Annotated in this window: 25 protein-coding genes; 8 read left to right on the top strand and 17 right to left on the bottom strand. The window is 73.0% G+C overall.

Annotation, left to right across the window (positions count from 1 at the left end; genetic code table 11):
• Window positions 1-117: 117 nt before the first annotated feature.
• Window positions 118-612: a hypothetical protein gene (locus ACZ6J5_RS02685; protein ID WP_469386852.1), complete on the top strand. Its 495-nt coding sequence runs from the start codon at window positions 118-120 to the stop codon at window positions 610-612.
• Window positions 613-713: 101 nt separating this feature from the next.
• Here ACZ6J5_RS02685 and ACZ6J5_RS02680 read toward each other — a convergent pair whose 3' ends face one another.
• From ACZ6J5_RS02680 to ACZ6J5_RS02665, 4 genes are all read right to left on the bottom strand, one after another.
• The gene (locus ACZ6J5_RS02680; RefSeq protein ID WP_469386850.1) at window positions 714-1,838 is read right to left on the bottom strand and encodes a GuaB3 family IMP dehydrogenase-related protein; all 1,125 of its coding nucleotides are present in this window, start codon (window positions 1,836-1,838) and stop codon (window positions 714-716) included.
• 106 nt (window positions 1,839-1,944) lie between these two features.
• On the bottom strand, window positions 1,945-3,444 hold the full coding sequence (gene guaB / locus ACZ6J5_RS02675) for an IMP dehydrogenase (RefSeq protein ID WP_469386849.1): 1,500 nt from the start codon (window positions 3,442-3,444) through the stop codon (window positions 1,945-1,947).
• A 139-nt stretch (window positions 3,445-3,583) separates the two neighbouring features.
• On the bottom strand, window positions 3,584-4,186 hold the full coding sequence (locus tag ACZ6J5_RS02670; RefSeq protein WP_046908296.1) for a sigma-70 family RNA polymerase sigma factor: 603 nt from the start codon (window positions 4,184-4,186) through the stop codon (window positions 3,584-3,586).
• Window positions 4,187-4,432: 246 nt separating this feature from the next.
• Window positions 4,433-5,044, bottom strand: a complete 612-nt coding sequence (locus tag ACZ6J5_RS02665) for a response regulator transcription factor (RefSeq protein ID WP_003948568.1) — start codon at window positions 5,042-5,044, stop codon at window positions 4,433-4,435.
• Between the two features lie 469 nt (window positions 5,045-5,513).
• Between ACZ6J5_RS02665 and ACZ6J5_RS02660 the strand changes: the two genes are divergently transcribed.
• On the top strand, window positions 5,514-5,861 hold the full coding sequence (locus ACZ6J5_RS02660; protein WP_362468628.1) for a WhiB family transcriptional regulator: 348 nt from the start codon (window positions 5,514-5,516) through the stop codon (window positions 5,859-5,861).
• Between the two features lie 308 nt (window positions 5,862-6,169).
• Here the strand turns inward: ACZ6J5_RS02660 and ACZ6J5_RS02655 are convergent, their stop codons facing one another.
• Window positions 6,170-7,093 (bottom strand): LysR family transcriptional regulator, encoded by a 924-nt coding sequence (locus tag ACZ6J5_RS02655; RefSeq protein ID WP_469386846.1) that lies wholly within the window; start codon window positions 7,091-7,093, stop codon window positions 6,170-6,172.
• An 88-nt stretch (window positions 7,094-7,181) separates the two neighbouring features.
• On the opposite strand from ACZ6J5_RS02655, the gene ACZ6J5_RS02650 reads away from it, so the two are divergent.
• The 4 genes from ACZ6J5_RS02650 (at window position 7,182) to ACZ6J5_RS02635 (ending at window position 10,854) form a co-directional block, all read left to right on the top strand.
• Window positions 7,182-7,847, top strand: a complete 666-nt coding sequence (locus tag ACZ6J5_RS02650) for an MOSC domain-containing protein (RefSeq protein ID WP_469386844.1) — start codon at window positions 7,182-7,184, stop codon at window positions 7,845-7,847.
• A 155-nt stretch (window positions 7,848-8,002) separates the two neighbouring features.
• The gene (locus ACZ6J5_RS02645) at window positions 8,003-8,776 is read left to right on the top strand and encodes an SDR family NAD(P)-dependent oxidoreductase (protein WP_469386842.1); all 774 of its coding nucleotides are present in this window, start codon (window positions 8,003-8,005) and stop codon (window positions 8,774-8,776) included.
• 239 nt (window positions 8,777-9,015) lie between these two features.
• Window positions 9,016-9,993, top strand: coding sequence for a hydroxyacid dehydrogenase (locus ACZ6J5_RS02640; protein ID WP_469387424.1), 978 nt, complete (start codon window positions 9,016-9,018; stop codon window positions 9,991-9,993).
• 162 nt (window positions 9,994-10,155) lie between these two features.
• A complete protein-coding gene (locus ACZ6J5_RS02635; RefSeq protein WP_469386840.1) occupies window positions 10,156-10,854 on the top strand; it encodes an ester cyclase in 699 nt (232 codons plus the stop codon).
• Between the two features lie 92 nt (window positions 10,855-10,946).
• Here the strand turns inward: ACZ6J5_RS02635 and groL are convergent, their stop codons facing one another.
• The 3 genes from groL to ACZ6J5_RS02620 form a co-directional block, all read right to left on the bottom strand.
• The gene (groL, locus tag ACZ6J5_RS02630) at window positions 10,947-12,578 is read right to left on the bottom strand and encodes a chaperonin GroEL (RefSeq protein ID WP_469386838.1); all 1,632 of its coding nucleotides are present in this window, start codon (window positions 12,576-12,578) and stop codon (window positions 10,947-10,949) included.
• Window positions 12,579-12,703: 125 nt separating this feature from the next.
• A complete protein-coding gene (gene groES, locus ACZ6J5_RS02625; RefSeq protein WP_030022440.1) occupies window positions 12,704-13,012 on the bottom strand; it encodes a co-chaperone GroES in 309 nt (102 codons plus the stop codon).
• Between the two features lie 479 nt (window positions 13,013-13,491).
• Window positions 13,492-14,424 (bottom strand): polysaccharide deacetylase family protein, encoded by a 933-nt coding sequence (locus ACZ6J5_RS02620; RefSeq protein WP_469386836.1) that lies wholly within the window; start codon window positions 14,422-14,424, stop codon window positions 13,492-13,494.
• A 101-nt stretch (window positions 14,425-14,525) separates the two neighbouring features.
• Between ACZ6J5_RS02620 and ACZ6J5_RS02615 the strand changes: the two genes are divergently transcribed.
• Window positions 14,526-15,710, top strand: a complete 1,185-nt coding sequence (locus ACZ6J5_RS02615; RefSeq protein ID WP_469386834.1) for a THUMP-like domain-containing protein — start codon at window positions 14,526-14,528, stop codon at window positions 15,708-15,710.
• Here the strand turns inward: ACZ6J5_RS02615 and ACZ6J5_RS02610 are convergent.
• The 8 genes from ACZ6J5_RS02610 to tsaB form a co-directional block, all read right to left on the bottom strand.
• Window positions 15,655-16,329: a hypothetical protein gene (locus tag ACZ6J5_RS02610; RefSeq protein ID WP_469386832.1), complete on the bottom strand. Its 675-nt coding sequence runs from the start codon at window positions 16,327-16,329 to the stop codon at window positions 15,655-15,657. The genes ACZ6J5_RS02615 and ACZ6J5_RS02610 overlap by 56 nt on opposite strands.
• A gap of 75 nt (window positions 16,330-16,404) precedes the next feature.
• Entirely contained in the window at window positions 16,405-17,601 is a 1,197-nt protein-coding gene (locus ACZ6J5_RS02605) for an RNA polymerase sigma factor (protein ID WP_469387422.1), read from the bottom strand.
• A 158-nt stretch (window positions 17,602-17,759) separates the two neighbouring features.
• The gene (locus ACZ6J5_RS02600; RefSeq protein WP_469386830.1) at window positions 17,760-18,125 is read right to left on the bottom strand and encodes a YciI family protein; all 366 of its coding nucleotides are present in this window, start codon (window positions 18,123-18,125) and stop codon (window positions 17,760-17,762) included.
• 107 nt (window positions 18,126-18,232) lie between these two features.
• On the bottom strand, window positions 18,233-19,090 hold the full coding sequence (locus ACZ6J5_RS02595) for a polysaccharide deacetylase family protein (protein WP_469386828.1): 858 nt from the start codon (window positions 19,088-19,090) through the stop codon (window positions 18,233-18,235).
• Between the two features lie 36 nt (window positions 19,091-19,126).
• Window positions 19,127-19,378 (bottom strand): hypothetical protein, encoded by a 252-nt coding sequence (locus tag ACZ6J5_RS02590; RefSeq protein ID WP_469387420.1) that lies wholly within the window; start codon window positions 19,376-19,378, stop codon window positions 19,127-19,129.
• 14 nt (window positions 19,379-19,392) lie between these two features.
• Complete coding sequence (gene tsaD, locus ACZ6J5_RS02585) at window positions 19,393-20,508, bottom strand: tRNA (adenosine(37)-N6)-threonylcarbamoyltransferase complex transferase subunit TsaD (protein WP_469386826.1); 1,116 nt, start codon at window positions 20,506-20,508, stop codon at window positions 19,393-19,395.
• Window positions 20,498-21,010: a ribosomal protein S18-alanine N-acetyltransferase gene (rimI, locus tag ACZ6J5_RS02580; RefSeq protein ID WP_469386824.1), complete on the bottom strand. Its 513-nt coding sequence runs from the start codon at window positions 21,008-21,010 to the stop codon at window positions 20,498-20,500. The genes tsaD and rimI overlap by 11 nt, the downstream gene beginning before the upstream one ends.
• Window positions 21,007-21,666: a tRNA (adenosine(37)-N6)-threonylcarbamoyltransferase complex dimerization subunit type 1 TsaB gene (gene tsaB / locus ACZ6J5_RS02575; protein ID WP_469386822.1), complete on the bottom strand. Its 660-nt coding sequence runs from the start codon at window positions 21,664-21,666 to the stop codon at window positions 21,007-21,009. Before tsaB ends, rimI begins: the two co-directional genes overlap by 4 nt.
• Before the next feature lie 121 nt (window positions 21,667-21,787).
• On the opposite strand from tsaB, the gene ACZ6J5_RS02570 reads away from it, so the two are divergent.
• Window positions 21,788-22,357: a hypothetical protein gene (locus ACZ6J5_RS02570; protein ID WP_469386820.1), complete on the top strand. Its 570-nt coding sequence runs from the start codon at window positions 21,788-21,790 to the stop codon at window positions 22,355-22,357.
• 40 nt (window positions 22,358-22,397) lie between these two features.
• Here ACZ6J5_RS02570 and ACZ6J5_RS02565 read toward each other — a convergent pair whose 3' ends face one another.
• Entirely contained in the window at window positions 22,398-22,589 is a 192-nt protein-coding gene (locus ACZ6J5_RS02565) for a hypothetical protein (RefSeq protein WP_469386818.1), read from the bottom strand.
• Window positions 22,590-22,671: the final 82 nt, after the last annotated feature.

Here is a 22,671-nt window from a genome sequence, read left to right as displayed (position 1 = left end):
GACGCCCGAAGCAGACGCCCGGAGCAGACGTCCGAAGTAAACCCTCTGTGAACATGCCACAGGGGGCTGCTAGCCTCCAGGCCGCTTCATTTCGCGTCCCTTGGGGGGAACTTTTTCATGTCTCAGCCCGTTCCGCCGCCCGGCAACCCGTTCGCCCAGGGCGCCGAGCAGCCCTTCGCACAGCCGCCGCTCGCGCCCGCCCCGCCGGCCCGCTCCAACGTGGGCCTCGGCCTGGTCGTCGCCCTCGTCGCCGCGCTCGTCGCCGGCGGTGTCTACGGCGGCATCGCCGGCGCCATCGAGCGCGAGATCGGCTGGGCCGCCGTGGGCGTCGGCTTCCTCGTCGGCTTCGCGGCCGGCAAGGCGGGCGGTCGCAACCCGGCCCTGCCCGTGGTCAGCGCGGTGCTCTCGCTCGGCGCGGTCTACTTCGGCCAACTGCTCGCCATCGCGGTCATCGGCGCCAAGGAACTGAACGTCTCGGTCACCACGATCCTCTTCGACCACCTCGACGTCGTCCAGGCGGCGTGGAAGGAAGAGCTCGACCCGCTGACTTTCCTCTTCTTCGCCCTCGCCGCCTTCGCCGCCTTCAGCGGCTCGAAGAAGGCCGCGCAGTAAAGAGGCCGCGCGGCACAGTAGGACCCGGATACGTGTGAGGGGCCCCGCACCACCCGGTGCGGGGCCCCTCACTCACGTACGTACGGGGTACGGCGGACGCGTCAGCGCTTGTGCTGCGCGTCGTGGACGGTCACCTCGACGCGCTGGAACTCCTTGAGCTCGCTGTAGCCCGTGGTGGCCATCGCGCGGCGCAGGGCGCCGAAGAAGTTCATCGAGCCGTCCGGGGTGTGCGACGGGCCCGCGAGGACCTCCTCGGTGGTGCCGACGATGCCGAGGTCCACCAGCTTGCCGCGCGGCACGTCCTCGTGGACGGCCTCCATGCCCCAGTGGTGGCCCTTGCCGGGCGCGTCCGTGGCACGGGCCAGCGGGGAGCCGATCATGACCGCGTCGGCGCCGCAGGCGATCGCCTTCGGGAGGTCGCCGGACCAGCCCACGCCGCCGTCGGCGATCACGTGCACGTACCGGCCGCCGGACTCGTCCATGTAGTCGCGGCGGGCCGCGGCCACGTCGGCGACGGCGGTGGCCATCGGGACCTGGATGCCGAGCACGTTGCGCGTGGTGTGCGCGGCGCCGCCGCCGAAGCCGACCAGGACGCCCGCGGCGCCGGTCCGCATCAGGTGCAGGGCCGCGGTGTACGTGGCGCAGCCGCCGACGATCACCGGGACGTCGAGCTCGTAGATGAACTGCTTGAGGTTGAGCGGCTCGGCCGCGCCGGAGACGTGCTCGGCGGAGACGGTCGTGCCGCGGATCACGAAGATGTCCACGCCGGCGTCGACCACGGCCTTGGAGAACTGCGCGGTGCGCTGCGGGGAGAGCGCGGCGGCGGTGACCACACCCGCGTCGCGCACCTCCTTGATGCGCTGCCCGATCAGCTCTTCCTTGATCGGGGCCGCGTAGATCTCCTGCAGACGGCGGGTCGCGGTCTCCTCGTCCAGCTCCGCGATCTCGTCGAGCAGCGGCTGCGGGTCCTCGTAGCGGGTCCACAGGCCCTCGAGGTTCAGCACGCCGAGGCCGCCGAGCTCGCCGATGCGGATGGCGGTCGCCGGGGAGACGACCGAGTCCATGGGGGCGGCCAGGAAGGGCAGCTCGAAGCGGTAGGCGTCGATCTGCCAGGCGATCGAGACCTCCTTCGGGTCCCGGGTGCGGCGGCTCGGTACGACGGCGATGTCGTCGAACGCGTACGCCCTACGGCCGCGCTTGCCGCGCCCGATCTCGATCTCAGTCACGTTGTGTGGCCTTTCCCTCTTGGTCTGCGCCTACCAGTATCCCCGACACACGGCGAAGGGGCGGCTCCGGCCACATGCCGGAACCGCCCCCCTGTGTCGCGGAGTGTTACTTCCTGCTGTAGTTCGGCGCCTCGACGGTCATCTGGATGTCGTGCGGGTGGCTCTCCTTGAGACCCGCCGAGGTGATCCGGACGAAGCGGCCGTTCTCCTGGAGCTCCGGGACCGTGCGCCCGCCGACGTAGAACATCGACTGGCGCAGGCCGCCGGTGAGCTGGTGCACCACCGAGGCGAGCGGCCCGCGGTAGGGCACCTGGCCCTCGATGCCCTCGGGGATCAGCTGCTCGTCGGAGGCGACGCCCTCCTGGAAGTAGCGGTCCTTGGAGAAGGACTTGCGGTCGCCGCGGGTCTGCATGGCGCCCAGCGAGCCCATGCCCCGGTACGACTTGAACTGCTTGCCGTTGATGAAGAGCAGCTCGCCCGGGGACTCCTCGCAGCCCGCGAGCAGCGAGCCGAGCATCACCGTGTCGGCGCCCGCGACGAGCGCCTTCGCGATGTCGCCGGAGTACTGCAGGCCGCCGTCGCCGATGACCGGGATGCCAGCCGCCTTGGCGGCCAGGGAGGCCTCGTAGATGGCGGTGACCTGCGGGACACCGATGCCGGCCACGACGCGGGTGGTGCAGATGGAGCCGGGGCCGACCCCGACCTTGATGCCGTCCGCACCGGCGTCGACGAGCGACTGGGCGCCGTCGCGGGTGGCGACGTTGCCGCCGATGACGTCCACCGAGGAGTTCGACTTGATCTTGGCGATCATGTCGCCGACCAGGCGGGAGTGGCCGTGCGCGGTGTCGACGACGATGAAGTCGGCACCCGCCTCGATGAGGGCCTGGGCGCGCTCGTAGGAGTCGCCGGCGACGCCGACGGCCGCGCCGACGAGCAGCCGGCCGTCCTTGTCCTTGGCGGCGTTCGGGTACTTCTCGGCCTTGACGAAGTCCTTGACCGTGATGAGGCCCTTGAGCAGCCCGGCCTCGTCGACCAGCGGCAGCTTCTCGATCTTGTGGCGGCGCAGCAGCTCCATGGCGTCCACGCCCGAGATGCCGACCTTGCCGGTGACCAGCGGCATCGGGGTCATGACCTCGCGCACCTGGCGGCTGCGGTCCGACTCGAAGGCCATGTCACGGTTGGTGACGATGCCGAGGAGCTTGCCCGCCGGGTCGGTGACCGGGACGCCGCTGATGCGGAACTTGGCGCAGATCGCGTCGGCCTCGGCGAGCGTGGCGTCCGGGTGCACGGTGATCGGGTCGGTCACCATGCCGGACTCGGAGCGCTTCACCAGGTCCACCTGGTTGGCCTGGTCGGCGATCGAGAGGTTCCGGTGCAGCACGCCGACGCCGCCCTGGCGGGCCATCGCGATGGCCATCCGGGACTCGGTGACCTTGTCCATCGCCGCGGACAGCAGCGGGATGTTCACCCGCACGTTCCGGGAGATGTACGAGGAGGTGTCGATCTGGTCGGGCGCCATGTCCGACGAACCCGGCAGCAGCAGTACATCGTCGTAGGTCAGCCCGAGTGTCGCGAATTTCTCGGGCACTCCGTCGACGTTGGTCATGACACCTTCCCCAATGGCCTTGATCGGTGCGGATGTCCATGCTAACGGGCCGCGGCCGCGTCTCATTCCACGAGCAAGATCAGCGAGCAGCTTTGGACGTTCGTACGTGTACGCGAGGGACACCGGCCCCTCGCCACCCCTACTGCTCGGCCAGCGCCCGCAGCCGGCTCAGCGCGCGGTGCTGGGCCACCCGGACCGCGCCCGGGGACATTCCGAGCATCTGCCCGGTCTCCTCGGCGGTGAGCCCCACGGCGACCCGCAGGACGAGCAGCTCGCGCTGGTTCTCCGGGAGGTTGGCGAGGAGCTTCTTGGCCCACTCGGCGTCGTCGCTGAGCAGCGCGCGCTCCTCGGGCCCGAGCGAGTCGTCGGGCCGCTCGGGCATCTCGTCGGAGGGGACGGCCGTCGAGCCCGGGTGCCGCATGGCGGCCCGCTGGAGGTCGGCGACCTTGTGTCCGGCGATGGCGAAGACGAAGGCCTCGAAGGGCCTGCCCGTGTCCTTGTAGCGCGGCAGCGCCATCAGGACCGCGACGCAGACCTCCTGGGCGAGGTCCTCCACGAAGTGGCGGGCGTCACCGGGCAGCCGGTTCAGCCGCGTCCGGCAGTAGCGCAGGGCGAGGGGGTGCACGCGCGCGAGGAGGTCGTGCGTGGCCTGCTGATCCCCCTCCACGGCACGGTGAACGAGTGCACCGATCTCCCCCTGCCCGGCGGGCACGGGGGACCCCATGGTCTCGTCGTCGCGCATCGCTCCATGGTGCCTTGACGCCTGCTCGTTCGCGGCACCGCGTCCGTAGTTGTGCACCGAAGCGTTATGAGCAGGTGCGCCGGCACTCATCTCCTGCGCCCTCCCCTTCCGCTCGTTGTCCGCTCGCTCGTTCGTCTCGTCCCCGAGGAACTCCACACCTTCAAGGATGCGGCATTCCGCGGAGAAGTGACACAAGCCCGCCCCGTCCGCCGCTCGGCGGACGGGGATGCGGCCGATGGCCGCGGGTCAGCGGACCAGGCCCCAGCGGAATCCGAGGGCGACGGCGTGCGCCCGGTCGGAGGCGCCCAGCTTCTTGAACAGCCTGCGCGCGTGGGTCTTGACCGTGTCCTCGGAGAGGAAGAGCTCGCGCCCGATCTCCGCGTTGGACCGGCCGTGGCTCATGCCCTCCAGCACCTGGATCTCGCGGGCGGTGAGGGTGGGCGCGGCGCCCATCTCGGCCGAGCGCAGCCGGCGCGGGGCCAGTCGCCAGGTGGGGTCGGCGAGCGCCTGGGTGACGGTGGCCCGCAGCTCGGCGCGCGAGGCGTCCTTGTGCAGATAGCCACGGGCACCGGCGGCGACCGCGAGCGCGACGCCGTCCAGGTCCTCGGCGACGGTGAGCATGATGATGCGGGCGCCGGGGTCCGCGGAGAGCAGCCGCCGGACGGTCTCCACGCCGCCCAGGCCGGGCATCCGCACGTCCATCAGAATCAGGTCCGAGCGGTCCGCGCCCCAGCGGCGGAGGACTTCCTCGCCGTTGGCCGCGGTGGTCACGCGCTCCACGCCGGGCACGGTCGCGACCGCGCGGCGAAGCGCCTCTCGGGCAAGCGGGGAGTCGTCGCAGACGAGGACGGAAGTCATGCCTGACCTCCGCGGCTCTCGCAGCTGAAGCGCGTCACCTTGAGCCTCCAGGGCTGGTACGTATCGTCACCTGTGCGGTTGACACCCCCGGACACCTGTCCGAGCGCTTTCTCCTTCAACCGCCTCCGCACTCTCTAACGATGGTCACTCGAAAGAGTTACGGGTCGGACGGCCGCCTTCGGCACTCTATGTGAGGGACCGTACGCGGAGGAGAGCGTCGCAGGTCATCCGTCCTTCACCCGAAGCTATGCCCCATTTAGCGGGTTTTCTTCCCTTTTCGCGGTGTCTGTGGCTAGATTCGCAATGAGTCATATTTACATCTACTTAGACAGTAGTTGTACGGTCGGACCGAGCCCGCGAGAGCCGGTCCGCGGCACCCGCAGGGGACGAAGGGCCCCGTCGATCAAGCCGGCCAAGCCATCAACCCGCCCACCAATCCGTTCGACACGGTTTCAAGGGGACTAGCGCAATGGCAGATTTCTCCCGCCTTCCCGGACCCAACGCCGATCTGTGGGACTGGCAACTGCTCGCGGCCTGCCGCGGGGTCGACAGCTCCCTGTTCTTCCACCCCGAGGGAGAGCGCGGCGCGGCACGGAGTGCGCGCGAGAACTCGGCGAAAGAGGTCTGTATGCGGTGCCCGGTGCGCGCGCAGTGCGCGGCACACGCACTCGCGGTACGGGAGCCCTACGGCGTGTGGGGCGGCCTCACCGAGGACGAGCGCGAGGAGCTCATGGGTCGAGCGCGCAATCGCCTGGTCACGACGTCCGCCCCCGCGCGGGCGTCCCACACGAGTTCGGCAGGCGTGGGCCACGCCTGAAGTAACGTTTCTGCACTAGGCCTCGGGCGGGCGGATTCCGCCGCCCGCGCGGGGGGCCGTCGCCCGGACGGCGGGCGCGTACCCCGGTACGGGTGAACGCGCTCGGCCGGCCGATACCGGCGGCCTCACCCGGACGGCCGGGGGCCCTCACCCGGACGGCCCGGCGCACTCACCCCGACGGGCCCGCGCCCGCACCCGTCCGGCCGGACCCGGGTCTCCCGGACGGCGCCCCCCGCCCCCGGCCGGGGTCCCCCGGACGGCGGCCCAGGACCACCCGTACGGCGGCGCCCCGGGCCCACCCGGACGGACTAGCCGCGTGTCGTCGCCGCCGGGCGCCCGGCGGCGCGGGCCGAGGCCCTGGTCAGTTCGTCGAGGGTGGCCGCGACGGCCGGGACCTGGGCGAGGTCCGGAAGGGTGAGGGCCACGATCTCGCGCTCCACGGCGGGCTCCACCGTCACGGTGACGGCGCCCTTCGGCCGTACGGACTCGATGGCGAGCTGCGGCAGCACGGCCACGCCCAGGCCGGCGCCCACCAGGCCGATCACGGCCGGATAGTCGTCGGTGGCGAAGTCGATGCGCGGGGTGAAGCCCGCCTCCCGGCAGACGTCCACGAGCTGCCGGCGGCAGCGCGGGCAGCCGGCGATCCACGGGTCCTCGGCCAGTTCGCCGATGGCCACCGAGTCCGCCCCGGCCAGCCGGTGCCCCTCGGGCACCAGGCCGACGAGCCGGTCGGCGAGCAGCGGGCGGACCACCAGGTCGTCCCAGGCGTCGGGGCCGGTCCCGTAGCGGAAGGCGAGGGCCACGTCGCAGTCGCCCTCGCGGAGCATCTCGACCGAGCGCGGCGGCTCGGCCTCCACCAGGGAGACCCGGGTGCCGGGGTGGGCGGCGCGCAGCGCGGCCAGGGCGGTGGGGACGAGGGTGGAGCTGCCGCTGGGGAAGGACACCAGCCGTACCCGTCCGGCCCGCAGACCGGCGATGGCGGCGACCTCCTCCTCGGCGGCGGTGAGCCCGGCCAGGATGCCGGAGGCGTGCCGGACCAGCGCCTCGCCCGCCTGGGTGAGGCGCATCTCCCGGCCGGTGCGGATCAGCAGCGGGGTGCCGGCGGAGGACTCCAGGGCCTTCATCTGCTGGCTCACGGCGGGCTGGGTGCAGCCGAGTTCGCGCGCGGCGGCGGAGAAGGAGCCGGTGGCGGCGACGGCGCGCAGGACACGGAGGTGGCGGGCCTCGATCATGGCTCAAGCATAAGCCACCCTTGGGTACGATGCCGAATTCATGCCCTGACCTTTGAGAACGCCGCCGGACAGACCCTAGGCTGCCCCTATGGAACTGCTGAGCGTGAACGTGGGCCGGCCGAAGACCGTCGGCTACACCAGCGCCCCCTCGGGCCTGACCGGCATCGACAAGCGCCCGGTGGAGGGCCCGGTCCCGATCGCCGCCCCCGCACCCGGCGGGGCGAGCGGGGTCGCCGGGGACACCGTGTGCGACCTGCGCTTCCACGGGGGCGCCGACCGTGCCGTGCACGCCTTCGCGCGCGAGGACATGGACGCCTGGGAGCGGGAGCTCGGCCGCCCGCTGCCCGCCGGGTCTTTCGGCGAGAACCTCACCACCCGGGGCCTGGACGTGAACGGCGCCCTGATCGGCGAGCGCTGGCGGATCGGCCCCGACCTGGTCCTGGAGGTCACCGGCGGGCGCATCCCCTGCCGTACCTTCGCCGGCTTCGTCGAGGAGGACGGCTGGGTGCGCCGCTTCAACGCGTCGGCGGCGGGCCCCGGCGCGCTGCTGCGCGTGATCACGCCGGGCGAGGTCCGCGCGGGCGACCCCATCGAGGTCGTCCACCGCCCCGACCACCCGATCACCCTCACCCGCCTCCACCACGCGGCGACCACCGACCGCTCGCTGCTGCCCGAGACGCTGGTGGCGGCGGAGTGGATGGAGTCGGGACTGCTCGCGCTGGCGCGGAAGTACGCGGAGAAGTACGGGGAGTAGAACGGGGAGACGGACGGGGAGACGGACGGGGAGACGGACGGGGAGCAGGGTCCGCCCCCCTCAGCGGGCCGAGGCGGCGCGGGAATCGGCCGCCGGGGCCGGTGACGTCCCTTCCCGCACACGGTGTTCACGCGCCGCGGGCTAACGTGCCGCGTATGACGACTGCACTGATTACGGGCGCGACCGCGGGCATCGGCGCCGCCTTCGCGCGGCGGCTGGCCTCGGACGGGCACGACGTGGTGCTCGTGGCCCGCGATGTGAAGCGGCTTCGGGACCAGGCGACGGAGCTGCACGACCGGCACGGGATCGAGGCGGAGGTGCTGGCCGCCGACCTCTCCGAGGAGGAGGGCATCGAGTCCGTCGTGGCCCGCCTCTCGGACGCCGGGCGGCCGGTGGACCTGCTGGTGAACAACGCGGGCTTCGGCAACAAGGGCCGGTTCCTCGAGGTCTCCATGGCCGACGAGCTGACGATGCTGAAGGTGCACTGCGAGGCGGTGCTGCGGCTGACCTCGGCGGCGGCGGACTCGATGCGGACCCGGGGGCGCGGCGGCGTGGTGAACGTGGCCTCGGTGGCCGCGTTCCTGCCGCGCGGCACGTACGGGGCGTCGAAGGCGTGGGTCGTGCAGTTCACCCAGGGCGCCGCGCGGGACCTCGCCGGGAGCGGGGTGCGGCTGATGGCGCTGTGCCCCGGCTTCGTACGGACGGAGTTCCACCAGCGGGCGGGGATGGGCACGGACAACATCCCCGGCTGGATGTGGCTCGACGCGGACAAGCTGGTCTCCGAGGCGCTCGCGGACCTGGCCCGCGGGCGGACGCTGTCCGTGCCGGACCCCCGGTACAAGGCGCTGATGGGCGTGGTGAAGCTGGCCCCGCGCGGGCTGCTCGGCGGGGTGTCCTCCCGCGCGGGGCGCAAGTACGGGCCGAAGTAGGCACGTACCGGAGCGATCCCGTGACCGCCCCCGCCCCCGCTCCCGTACCGGCCCTCGGGCCCGGCGGGCGGCGCCCGGCGGGCGGCGGGCGGATTTCGATCATTTGATCTTCCGCTCTTGACTTGGGCCGGGGGCGGTCACAGGATCGCGGCCGACCCCGTCCGCGCCGCCGTGTCAGGAGCAGTGCCGTGTCCCGTAGCCGGAGAAGCACCGACGACCGTCCCGCCCTCCTGCTCGCCATGGGCCCCGGCACCGCCGGACGGCTCCTCACCGACGCCCACCGGGCGCGCCTCGCCGCCGTCGCCCGCACCGACCCGCTGCTGGTCGCCCACGACCTGACGGCCCCCGACGAGCGGACCGCCGCGGCCCTCGCCGAGGCGGAGCTGCTGCTCACCTGCTGGGGCGCCACCCCGCTCACCGCCGAGGTGCTGGCCCGCGCGCCGCGCCTCAAGGGCGTGGTCCACGCGGCGGGTTCGGTCAAGCACCACATCACCGACGCCTGCTGGGAGCGCGGCATCCGGGTCGCCTCGGTCGCCGCCGCGAACGCGCTGCCCGTCGCCGAGTACACGCTCGCCGCGGTCCTCTTCGCCGGGAAGGGCGTGCTGCGCTCGGCGCGGGCGTACGGGGAGCTGCGCACCGGCGACGCCTGGCTCGACGAGTCCGCCCCCTGGGGCAACTACCGCCGCACAGTCGGCGTCATCGGCGCCTCCCGGATCGGCCGCCGGGTCATCGAGCTGCTGCGCCCCTTCGACGTCGAGATCCTGCTGTACGACCCGTACGTCACCGATCCCGGCCCCGGCGTGGCCCTCGTCCCGCTGGACGAGCTCTGCGCCCGCTCCGCCGTCGTCACCGTGCACGCCCCGCAGCTCCCCGCGACCCACCACATGCTGGGCGCCGCGCAGCTCGCGGCGATGCCGGACGGCGCGACCCTGGTCAACACCGCGCGCGGCTCCCTCGTCGACGAGGCCGCCCTCCTCCCCCACCTCGTCTCGGGCCGCCTGCACGCCGTCCTCGACGTCACGGACCCCGAACTCCCCGCCCCCGGCTCCCCCTTGTGGACCCTCCCCAACGTCCTCCTCACCCCGCACGTGGCCGGCTCCCTCGGCAACGAGCTGCACCGGCTGGCGGAGGGGGCGATCGAGGAGGTGGCGCGGTACGGGCGGGGGGAGCCGTTCGCCGAGGAGGTGCGGGCGGCGGACCTGGGGCGGTCGGCCTAGGAGGTGACCGGGCCCGGTTCCTCGCGGGGGCCGGCCGGCGGCGCGCGTGGCCGCTCGGCCTCCGCGGCATCCCCTCCGTGCCCTCCGTGCCCTCCACACTGCCAGGGCGCCCCGCCCCCGCGGTCCTAGACTGGAAGAGTCCGTCCCGGCCCGGGAGGCGTCATGAGTTTCGTACAGATAATCGACTGCAAGACCAGCCGGATCGACGACCTGAACCGGCTCATGGACGAGTGGGTGACGCGGACCGAGGGCAGGCGCACGGCCACCCACAGCATCGTCGGCACGGACCGCTCCGACGCCTCGCACGTCGTGGAGATCGTCGAGTTCCCCTCGTACGCCGTGGCCATGCGCAACTCGCAGCTGCCGGAGACCGACCGGATCTTCCGCGAGATGGTCGCGCTCTGCGACGAGATGCCGACCTTCACCGATCTGGACGTGATCCGCGACGAGGCCCTCTACAAGGGGAACTCCCGCCGCTTCCTCGCGCTGCTCGGCGGCGGGGAGGACGTGGCGCTGCTCGACGAGGTGCTCGCCGAGGGGTACCACGACCACGATCCGTCCAGTCCGGTGGACGCCATCGGCATGGACGCGGTGCGCCGCGAGGTGGAGGCGTGGCGGGGCGGCTTCGACTTCGCGTTCACCGTCGAGGACCAGATCGCCGAGGGTGACCGGGTGTGCACCCGGTGGACCTGGAACGGGACGCACACCGGCGACTTCATGGGCTTGCAGCCCAGCGGCATCGCGGTGGAGATGACCGGCACGCTCATCCAGCGCTTCCGGGAGGACGGCAAGGCCGTGGCCGGCTGGTGGCAGTACGACATGCTCGGGCTGATGGGGCGGCTCGGGGCGGTCGAGGCGTAGCGGACGGCCCGGAACGGACCTGAGGCCCGGTGCCCCCGCGACGGGGGCACCGGGCCTCAGGACTGCGAACTACGAACTACGCGCTACGGGGCTCAGTGCGAGTGGCCGTGGCCGCCGTGCGAGTGACCGTGGTCGGCCGGCTCCTCTTCCTTCTTCTCGACGACCAGGGTCTCGGTCGTGAGGAGCAGGGAGGCGATGGAGGCGGCGTTCTCCAGGGCGGAGCGGGTGACCTTGACCGGGTCGATGACGCCGGCCTTGACCAGGTCGCCGTACTCGCCGGTCGCGGCGTTGAAGCCCTGGCCCTTGTCGAGCTCGGCGACCTTCGAGGTGATGACGTAGCCCTCAAGACCGGCGTTCTCGGCGATCCAGCGCAGCGGCTCGACGGCGGCGCGGCGGACGACCGCGACACCGGTGGCCTCGTCGCCGGCCAGGCCGAGGTTGCCCTCCAGGACCTTGACGGCGTGGACGAGCGCGGAGCCACCACCGGAGACGATGCCCTCCTCGACCGCGGCGCGGGTCGCGGAGATGGCGTCCTCCAGACGGTGCTTCTTCTCCTTCAGCTCCACCTCGGTGGCGGCGCCGACCTTGATCACGCACACGCCGCCGGCCAGCTTCGCGAGGCGCTCCTGGAGCTTCTCGCGGTCCCAGTCGGAGTCCGTGGACTCGATCTCGGCCTTGATCTGGTTGACGCGGCCGAGGACGTCCTCGGAGGAACCGGCGCCGTCCACGATCGTGGTGTCGTCCTTGGAGATGGTCACGCGGCGGGCGGTGCCCAGCACGTCCAGACCGGCCTGGTCGAGCTTGAGGCCGACCTCCTCGGAGATGACGGTGGCACCGGTGAGGGTGGCCATGTCCTGGAGCATCGCCTTGCGGCGGTCACCGAAGCCGGGCGCCTTGACGGCGACGGCGTTGAAGGTGCCGCGGATCTTGTTGACGACGAGGGTGGAGAGCGCCTCGCCCTCGACGTCCTCGGCGATGATCAGCAGCGGCTTGGAGCCACCGGCCTGGATGACCTTCTCCAGCAGCGGCAGGAGGTCCTGGATGGAGGAGATCTTGCCCTGGTTGATCAGGATGTACGGGTCGTCGAGGACGGCCTCCATACGCTCCTGGTCGGAGACCATGTACGGCGAGAGGTAGCCCTTGTCGAAGGCCATGCCCTCGGTGAACTCCAGCTCCAGGCCGAAGGTGTTGGACTCCTCGACGGTGATGACACCGTCCTTGCCGACCTTGTCCATGGCCTCGGCGATGAGCTCGCCGACCTGCTGGTCCTGCGCGGAGAGCGCGGCGACGGCGGCGATGTCCGACTTGTCGTCGATCGGGCGGGCGGTCGCGAGGAGCTCCTCGGACACGGCCTTGACCGCGGCGTCGATGCCCTTCTTCAGGGCGGCCGGGGAGGCGCCGGCGGCGACGTTGCGCAGGCCCTCGCGGACGAGCGCCTGGGCGAGCACGGTGGCGGTGGTGGTGCCGTCACCCGCGATGTCGTTGGTCTTGGTCGCCACCTCCTTCACGAGCTGGGCGCCGAGGTTCTCGTACGGGTCCTCGATCTCGACCTCGCGGGCGATCGTGACACCGTCGTTGGTGATGGTGGGGGCGCCGAACTTCTTGTCGATGACGACGTTGCGGCCCTTGGGGCCGATCGTCACCTTCACCGTGTCGGCAAGCTTGTTGACGCCGCGCTCAAGGGCGCGACGGGCGTCCTCGTCGAACTTCAGGATCTTCGCCATGGAAGCGGTTCAGCCCTCTCGAAATCGTTGAAAGAAAACTGCGCCCCTGGACGCCCGCGGAAAAGCACAGGGGTCAGGGGCGCAGCTCAAAGCATCTTCAGGTGCCTGTGAAGGTCCTGGGTGACTTACTTCTCGATGATCGCGAGCACGTCGCGAGCCGAGAGGACGAGGTACTCGTCACCGTTGTACTTCACCTCGGTGCCGCCGTACTTGCTGTAGAGCACGACGTCGCCGACCTGGACGTCGAGCGGCAGGCGCTCGCCGTTCTCGAAACGGCCCGGGCCCACGGCGAGGACGGCGCCCTCCTGGGGCTTCTCCTTCGCGGTGTCCGGGATGACCAGGCCGGAGGCCGTGGTCTGCTCGGCGTCGAGCGGCTGGACCACGATGCGGTCCTCAAGCGGCTTGATGGCAACCTTGGAGCTGGCGGTCGTCACGATCCGACCTCCCCCTTCGGAGATCTCGCGGGGTTAACTGTCTGAGGTGGCGACCAGGTGGATCCGTCGTCGCGGGTGCCGGACCTGCCCGTCGCTGTGTTGGCACTCTCCGGTGGGGAGTGCCAGAAGCGAGACTATGACCGCGATTAGCACTCGGTCAAGCGGAGTGCCAATTCACGACCCTGTGGCGTGACGCGGGGACGCTCCGGGAAGAACGTCCGGCCGGTGCCCGTGGTTCCGTACGAGGGGCCTGACCGGGGCCGGAACCCCGGATGCCGACGCCGACGGGGACGGAGACGCCGGCTCGGTGCGGGCGGGGGCGGGCCGGCCGGCGCGCGGCGGGTGCGGGGTGACCCGCTCCGCCGCCTTGCGGCCGAGCCGTTCGATCGGGTCGATCGGGTCGGCCGCGCTCGCGCAGGAGGTGAGGGCGAGCAGCGCGCCGGTCAGGGCCAGTGCGACTGCCGGCCGGCGCGCCCGGCTCATACGTAGTCCTCCAGCCTGGCCACCGCGTAGCCCTTCGCCGTGATCGTCTTCATCACCCGGCGGATCATGTCCGGCATGGTGCCCTTCCAGTCCTCCTTGCCCCGGAAGTGGGTGAGGACGATGTCGCCGGGGTGCAGGTCCCGGTCCCACTCGCGCCACTCCATGTGGTCGGGGAACGCCTCGGAGGCCCACAGCGGGACGGCCTTGACCCCGCAGCTCTTGGCCGCGCGCAGGGTGTCCTCGTTGTAGTTGCCGTACGGCGGGCGGAAGAGCTCGGGCCGCTTGCCGAAGCGCTTCTCGATGACGTCCTGCATCCCGCAGATCTCGCGCTTCTGGTCGGCGTAGTCGAGGCCCGGCAGATAGCGGTGGTTGAGGGTGTGGTTGTGCAGGGCGACGCCGCCCGGCTGGGAGGTCCGCATCTTCCGGAAGTAGCCGTAGTCCTCCTTGACCAGGTAGTCGCTGAGGAAGGCGCTGTACGGGAGCTTGAGCTCGCTCATCATCCGCAGCAGCTCGGGGTCCTTCTCGGCGCCGTCGTCGATGGTCAGGAAGACGATCTTCTGCTTGGTCGGGACGGTGGTGAAGACCGGCGGCAGGCCCTCCCCGTCGGTCTCGAAGCCCTTGCGGGTGGTGATCCTCGGCTTCACCTTGGGCGGCGCCGGGGCCTCCAGCGGCGGCTGGGCCAGGCCCCACTTCCTGGCGGCGGCCACCCGGGCGGCGCGCTCGGCGCGGACCCGGTCGGCGTACGAGCCGAGCGCGCCGGCCGCGTTCTGCGCGTGCGGCTGGCCGGCGGCGGGCTTGGGGGGCGCGGCGGGCTCCGCGCCGCCGGGGCCCGCGCAGGCGGAGCCGAGCGCGGCGACGGCGAGGGCGGCACCGACCATCCGAATAGTCCGGAATGATCTCTTTTGTTCTTTTTGTCGTACTAGCTGCATGGCGCCGCATCCTTTCAGCGCCGACCCCCTCCCGGGCGCCGACACCACCGGCGCGGCCCGCACGGTCCCCCGGGCGGCCCACACCCCGCGCGCCCCTCAGAATGGGACGGGTGACCGACCTCGCCTCCTTCGCCGCCCTGCTCGCCCCCGAGGGGCAGGCCCTGCTCGCCGCCCTGCGCGACTACGACCCCGCCCAGGAGCTGGCGGTGGCCTCCCGGCTGCGCCGCGAGCACCCCGCCGAGCTGGTCTCGGCGGCGCTCGGCCAGGCCCGGCTGCGGCAGCGGGCGGTGGCGAAGTTCGGCGCCGAGGACGCCCACCGGATGTACTTCACGCCCAACGGCGTCGAGCAGTCCACCCGCGCCACCGTCGGCGCCTACCGGGCGGCCCGGCTCAAGGAGCTCGGCGTGCGCAGCGTCGCCGACCTCTGCTCCGGCGTCGGCGGCGACGCCCTCGCGCTCGCCCGCGCCGGGATCGCGGTGCTCGCCGTCGACCGCGACCCGCTCACCGCCGAGGCGGCCCGCGCCAACGCGGCGGCGCTCGGCCTCGACGGGCTGATCGAGGTGCGCTGCGCGGACGTGACGGAGATCGACACCTCCCCGTACGACGCCGTCTTCGTCGACCCCGCCCGGCGCGGCGGACGCGGCCGGATCTTCGACCCCGAGGCGTACTCGCCGCCGCTGTCCTGGGCGGTCGAGGCGGCCCGCAAGGCCCCGCACGCGGCCCTGAAGATCGCCCCGGGCGTCCCGCACGAGGCGGTGCCCGAGGAGGCCGAGGCGGAGTGGATCTCGGACGGCGGGGACGTGAAGGAGGCCGTGCTCTGGTTCGGCACCGAGCCCGGCGCCCGCCGCGCCACGCTGCTGCCCGGCGGCGCGAGCCTCACCGGCGGGACCCTCCCCGACCCGGCCGTGCGGCCCGTCGGCCGCTATCTGTACGAGCCCGACGGCGCCGTCATCCGCGCCCACCTGGTCGCCGAGGTCGCCCGGGAGCTCGGCGGCGGGCTGATCGACCCCACCATCGCGTACGTCACCGCCGACGCGCTCGTCCCCACCCCGTACGCCGCCGCCTACGAGATCACCGACGAACTCCCCTTCAACCTGAAGAAGTTGAAGGCCCTGCTGCGTGAGCGCGAGGTCGGCACGCTGACCGTGAAGAAGCGCGGCTCCGCCGTCGAACCGGAGGAGATCCGCCGCCGGGTGAAGCCCAAGGGCCCCAACTCCGCGACGGTGCTGCTCACTCGGGTCGCGGGAGCTCCGACGATGCTGATCGGGCACCCGGCCGGGCGGTGAGCCGGACCGCCATCCGGTAGTGCCCGAACGCCTTCGCGAGGCCGGTCAGCCCCGTCACCCACAGGATGAGCGCGGCGCCCATGCCGTACGCGACGACGCCGTAGCCGCCGCCCGCCGGGTCGGTGCGCAGCGGGACCGCGAAGGCCGTCCACAGCCCGACCGCGCACAGCGCGAACGACAGCACCAGCCAGCTCGCGCTCAGCACCGGCAGCCGCAGCCGCGCGTCCGAGGCCGCGTCCCGGTCGAGCGCCGCCCAGGCCAGCAGCCGCTCGCGCACCACCCGGTCCCGGCGCACGCCGCGCACGGTCAGCCAGACGGCGGGGACGAGGACGCCGAGGCCCAGCAGCCCGATGACGACCGCGGCCATCATGGCCAGGTACTCGGGCTGCTCGTTGCCGGCGGTCTCGGCGGCGCCCACCAGCGTCACGCCGATCAGCGCCCAGCCGAGCTGGAGCAGCCCGCAGCACACCAGGAACAGCGTGAGCCGCCGGGGCCCGAGCAGCCACCGCCCCAGGGTGCCCATGGCGAACTCCCGGTCGGCCAGCAGCGCCCGCCGGTCGGGCCAGCTCCGGAGCTCGACGGGCGGCGGAGGCGGCGGCAGCGGTATGCGGGGCGACATGGCGGGGAGCCTATCCGGCGGCCGGCCACGCCCCGGCGGCCCACCGGCGGCCCGGCACTCCGGCGGCCCAGCGGCTCACCCCGCCGCCCGGCGGAGCAGCAGGGCCCGCTCCCGCTCGTTGCGCGTGAGCTCGGCGGCGCGCGCGAACTCGGCCCGCGCCTCCGCGTCCCGGCCGAGCCGCGCCAGCAGCTCGCCCCGGACGCTGGGCAGCAGGTGGTAGCGGTCCAGGGCCGGGGCGGCGGCGAGGGCGTCGACGAGCGCGAGGCCCGCCTCGGGGCCCTCGGCCATCGACACGGCGACCGCCCGGTTCAGCTCGACGACCGGGGAGGGGGCGACGGCGGCGAGCCGCCGGTAGAGCGCGGCGATCGTCGCCCAGTCCGTCTCCTCGTAGCGCGCGGCCCGCGCGTGGCAGGCGGCGATGGCGGCCTGGAGGGCGTACGGACCGGTGGCGCCGTCCGCCGCGACGGCCCGCTCCAGGGCCGCGTACCCCCGCCGGATCAGCAGCCGGTCCCAGCGCCGCCGGTCCTGGTCGGCGAGGAGCACCGGCAGCCCGTCCGGGCCGGTCCTGGCCGCCGTCCGGGAGGCCTGGATCTCCAGCAGGGCGGCCAGCCCGTGCGCCTCGCCCTCCCGGGGCATCAGCGCGGCGAGCACCCGGGCCAGCCGCAGGGCGTCCTCGCACAGGGCGGGGCGCAGCAGGTCGTCGCCGGCGGTCGCCGCGTACCCCTCGTTGAAGATCAGGTAGATGACCTCCAGGACCGAGCCGAGCCGGGCCGCCCGGTCCGCCCCGTAGGGCACCTCGAAGGCGACCCCGGAGCGGGCGAGGGTCCGCTTGGCCCGGGTGATCCGCGCGGCGACCGTCGCCTCCGGCACGAGGAAGGCGCGGGCGATCTCGTCGGTGCGCAGCCCGCCGAGCAGGCGCAGGGTGAGCGCGGTGCGGGCCTCGGCGGAGAGCACCGGGTGGCAGGTGGTGAAGACGAGCCGGAGCACGTCGTCGTCGATGTCCCCGGGGCCCGAGGGCTCCGGGTCGTACGCCGGCTCGGTCAGCTCGCGGCCGGCCTCGGCGAGCTTGCGGGCGTAGGTCTCGCGGCGCCGGACGAGGTCGACGGCGCGGTGCTTGGCGGTGGCGGTGAGCCAGGCGCCCGGCCGGGCCGGGACGCCCTGGCGCGGCCACTGTTCGAGGGCGGCGACGAGGGCGTCCTGGGCGATCTCCTCGGCGATGCCGACGTCCCGGACGATCCGCGCCACGGTGGCGATGATCCGGGCGGACTCCATCCGGAACACCGTGTCCAGGGTCTGTTCGACCGACTGTGCCGTCACGCCTCACATGACAGCACAGCCCACTGACAAGCACTGACAAGCGCTGACAAGCGCTGACAAGCGCCGGCAAGCGCCGGCAGCGCCGACCGCCGCCCGGCGCCCGGCGGCAGGGTTCAGGACCCCGGCATCTCCTCGACCTCGCGGATCTCCAGGCCCACGGTCCAGTGCTTCGGGTGGACCTCCAGGAAGCGCCGGCCCCACTCGACGGCCTCGGCCATGTCCTTGCACTGCATCATGGCGTAGCCGCCGACGACCTCCTTGGTCTCCGTGAAGGGGCCGTCCGTGTAAGCGAGCTTCCCGTCCTGCCAGGAGATCCGGGTGCTGTCGGAGGTGGGCTTGAGCCCGGCCGTGTCGAGCATGACGCCGGCCTTGGTGATCTCCTCGAAGAGCGCGCCCATGCGCTCCTCGAAGCCGGGGTCGGCGGACGCCATGTCGATGGTGTTCTCCTCGATGCGGACGAGGGAGAGGTAGCGCGGCATGGTGACTCCTCGGTGCGGTGGCGGGGCCGTTCCCCGCCTTCACACTCATACGTCGATCGGGGACGGCCCGCATCGACACCACCCCGGAGGAATCTTCCGGGCCCGCCCTAGAGGTAGTCCTCCAGGCGCGCGATCGTGAAGCCCTGCTCCTGGATGTGGCGCAGCAGGTTGGCCGTCATCTCGGTCATCGTCCGGCCCTTGAGCTCGGACGGGCCCCGGAAGTGGGCCAGGATGATGTCGCCGGGGTGCAGCTTCTTGTCGCCGCGCTGGTACTGCATGTTGGTGATCTGCATGGACTCGCGCCACAGCACGATCGCGTCGATGCCGCACTCGGCCGCCGCCGCGCGCGTGGACTCGTTCCAGTTGCCGTAGGGCGGGCGGAAGAGGCGCGGCCTGGTGCCGTACTCGGCGGTGAGCTTGTCCTGCTGGCCGCAGATCTCCCGGCGCTGGGCGGCGGCGGACAGGGTCCGCATGTTCGGGTGGGTGAGGGTGTGGTTGGCGACCCCGTGGCCCTGGGCGACGAGCGGCTTGAAGTAGCGGTAGTCGGTGCGGATGGCCGCGTCGGTGAGGAACATCGTCAGCGGGATCCCCAGGTCCCGCGTCATCGCGACGAACTCGGGGTCCTTCTCGGCGCCGTCGTCGATGGTGAGGAAGACGATCTTCTCTTGGGTCGGGATGTCGCTGACCACCGGCACGGGCCCGCCGGGCGACCGGGTCACCGGCTTCCTCGCGGGCGGGGCGGGCGGGGCGGCGAGCGGCTTGAGCCCCCACTTGCGGTACGCGGCGGCGCGCGCCGAGGCCGCGTCGGGGGTGCCCGGGGAGCCGGCGGACGCGGAGGCCGAGGGGCTCGCGGTGCCGGCGCCGGAGGGGGCGGCGCCCGCCGGACCGGTCTCCGTCGTGCAGCCGGTCGCGGCGAACAGGGCCACGGCGGTCAGCGCCGCCCACAGCGCGATCGTCTTCTTCACACGCTGTGGGATGCGCGAACCGTGCGAAGGGTTGCCCTACGTGACCGATTCCACCGACTCGAAGCGCCAGCGGTGCACCGGGCGGCCCACCAGGGCCGCGTCCGGCTCCGGCAGCTCGGGCAGCTCGGCGTCCGGCCCGCCGCCCGTCGCCCACCAGGTCAGCACCAGGACCCGCTCGCCCGGCGCCCGGAAGGTCTCGCGGCGCAGCGGCGCGCCCGGCAGCTCCTGGGCGCGCGCCCAGGCCAGCAGCTCCTCGCCGCGGCCCTCGGCGGCGCGGGCCTCCCACATCAGCGTCACCGTGGTCACGGGTAGAGGTTCTCCTTGCTGACCTCGTGCACGTGGTCGTGGTCGTGCACGTGCCCGTGGGCGTGCGCGCCCGGCACGTGCGGGTCCGTCACCGGCAGCGAGGAGTCGGCGGACAGCTCCAGGTCGGAGGCGGGCCGGTTGCGGGCGACCATCTCGGCGCCGAGGGCCGCGACCATCGCCCCGTTGTCGGTGCACAGGCCCGGCCGGGGCACCCGCAGCCGGATGCCGGCCCGCTCGCAGCGCTCCTGGGCGAGGGCCCGCAGCCGCGAGTTGGCGGCCACGCCGCCGCCGATCATCAGGTGGTCGACGCCCTCGTCCTTGCAGGCCCGGACGGCCTTGCGGGTGAGCACGTCGACGACCGCCTCCTGGAAGGACGCGGCGACGTCCCGGACCGGGACCTCCTCGCCCGCGTTCCGCTTGGCCTCGATCCAGCGGGCCACGGCGGTCTTGAGGCCGGAGAAGGAGAAGTCGTACGCGGGGTCCCTGGCGCCGGACAGGCCGCGCGGGAAGGCGATGGCCTTGGGGTCGCCCTCGCGGGCGAGCCGGTCGATGACCGGTCCGCCGGGGAAGCCGAGGTCGAGCACGCGCGCGATCTTGTCGAAGGCCTCGCCCGCGGCGTCGTCGATGGTCGCGCCGAGCGGGCGCACGTCGGAGGTGATGTCCGAGGACAGCAGCAGCGAGGAGTGGCCGCCGGAGACCAGCAGGGCCATCGTCGGCTCGGGCAGCCGGCCGTGCTCCAGCTGGTCGACGCAGATGTGCGAGGCGAGGTGGTTGACGCCGTAGAGCGGCTTGCCGAGGGCGTAGGCGTACGCCTTGGCGGCCGAGACGCCGACGAGCAGCGCGCCCGCCAGGCCGGGGCCCGCGGTGACGGCGATGCCGTCGAGGTCCTTCGGGGAGACGCCGGCGTCCTTCAGGGCGCGCTCGATCGTCGGGACCATCGCCTCCAGGTGGGCGCGGGAGGCGATCTCGGGCACGACGCCGCCGAAGCGGGCGTGGGTGTCGACGCTGGAGGCGACGGCGTCCGCGAGGAGGGTGGTCCCGTGGACGATGCCGACGCCGGTCTCGTCGCAGGAGGTCTCGATGCCGAGTACGAGCGGTTCGTCAGCAGCCATCAGAATCAGTCTCAGTTCCTTGAACGGTCAGTCGCATCACGAGCGCGTCCACGTTTCCGGGCTGGTAGTAGCCGCGCCGGAAACCGATGGGCTCGAAGCCGAAGCGCTCGTAGAGCTTCTGGGCCCGGGTGTTGTCCACGCGCACTTCGAGCAGGACCTCGTCGCACTCGAAGGCGGTGGCGTGCTGGAGCAGATCGGTGAGGAGGCGCCCGCCGAGGCCGGTGCCCTGCTGGTCGCGGGCGACGGCGATGGTCTGGACGTCGCCGAGCCCGCCGGCCGCGGCGAGTCCCGCGTAGCCGACGATCCGGCCCGCGCCGCCGCCGGTGCCCGCCGGCTCCTCCGCGACCACGTAGCGGCGGGTCGCGCGGGGGCCCCGGGAGTGCGCGAGCTCCGACCAGAACATCCCCTCGGACCAGGCGTCCTCGGGGAACAGCTCGGCCTCCAAGGCGAGCACGGGGCCGATGTCCCACCAGCGCATCTCGCGCAGGGCCGCGCCGCTCACTTCGGCGTGACCACCTTGTAGTTCTTCGGCACCTGCGCGTCGGGGCGGCGCAGGTACATCGGCAGCGGGTCCAGGAAGCCGCCGTCGCCGCCCGCGGCGAGCCGCTCGGCCGCGAGGGCGGCGAGCGCGGCGGCGGACTGGTGCTCGGGGTCCCGGGCGTCCGGGAACGCCTCCGGGTACAGCCGTGCCCCGGCGCCGACCACGGGCAGTCCGGCGAGCCGCTCGGCGATGTCGGCGGGGCGGTCGACGGCCGCGTCGGTCTCGCGAGTGCGGGCGTCGGCGTAGCGCGCCCAGTAGACCTCCTTGCGGCGGGCGTCGGTCGCCACCGCGAAGGGGCCCTCGATCCCGGAGGCGTAGGCGAGGCCGTCGAGGGTGCACAGGCCGTGCACCGGCACGCCGAGCGCGGAGGAGAAGGCGGCGGCGGTCGCGAGACCGACGCGCAGGCCGGTGTACGGGCCGGGGCCGACGCCGACCACGAGCCCGGTCACGGCGTCGAGCGCGAGCCCGGCCTCCTTCAGGATCCGGTCGACGGCGGGCAGCAGCAGCTCCCCGTGCCGACGGGCGTCGACCTGGCTCGACGCGGCGACGACGGAGTCGCCGTCGTGCAGGGCGACGGTGACGGCGGGTGTGGCGGTATCCATGGCGAGCAAGAGCACGCGAACAGCCTACGGCGCCGGAGCGGGGGGCGTGTCCGGCCCACGGCGCCCCGCCCCTGCGGGGCGGCGGCTGCTACGGTCAGGCGACCGATACGTACGTACGACAGAAGGTGGGCGCGCGGTGGCACGGAGCAGCTCGGGATTCGTGGCCGGGCTCACCGCGGCGGCCGTCGCGGTGATCGGCTTCCTCGCCTACCAGGCCTCGGCCGTGGCGCCCTCGGCCGCCGAGCTGGCCGCCAAGCCCCAGACGCCGAGCTCGGCCCCTTCCGCGCCGGCGAGCGGCAAGCCGAAGCCGGCCGCGAAGGACCCGCTGGCGCTGCCCGCGACCTCCGGGACGGGCGAGCGGGTGGTGTACGCGCTGGCGAACCGCCGGGTGTGGCTGGTGGACGCGAAGAACCAGGTCACGCACACCTTCTCGGTGATGCCCAGCACGGTCTCGCCGCAGCCCGGCGCGTACGCGGTGACCTCGCGCTCGGGCGCGGTGCGCGGCTCGGACGGGGTGCAGATCGAGCACGTGGTGCGGTTCGCGACCGTGCAGGACGTGTCGGTGGGCTTCAGCGCGGCCGTGGACAACTCGACACCGACTCCGGACCCCTCGCGGAAGACCGGCGGCATCCGCATGAAGCGGGCGGACGGCGACGCGCTGTGGACCTTCGCGGTGATCGGCGCGAAGGTCGTCGTCGTCGCCTAGGACGTGCGGGACCGCCCGGGAGCCGGGCGGGGCGCGCCGCTCAGGCGGCCTCGTCGTGGACCGCCGGGCGGACCGCGGGGTGGACCGAGGGCTCGGGCTCGTCCGCCGCCGGCGCGGGCTCGCGCGGCGGGGTCGAGACGGCGCTGGCCGCGGCGCAGGAGGCCAGCAGGTCTCTCATCGAGACGCTGTCCGCGGTGCGGTCCATCCGAACGGCGTGCTGCGGCGTCGCCATGAATGCCTCCCGTAGGTTAGGTGCACCTAACCAGCTCATGGGTCCATGTCACCACGGCGTGGAGCACTCACGCAACATTTTC

It is taken from the genome of Streptomyces sp. NPDC042100, assembly GCF_055582325.1.
The sequence above is the reverse complement of the archived record's forward strand: the minus strand, read 5'-3'. Positions and strand labels throughout refer to the sequence as shown.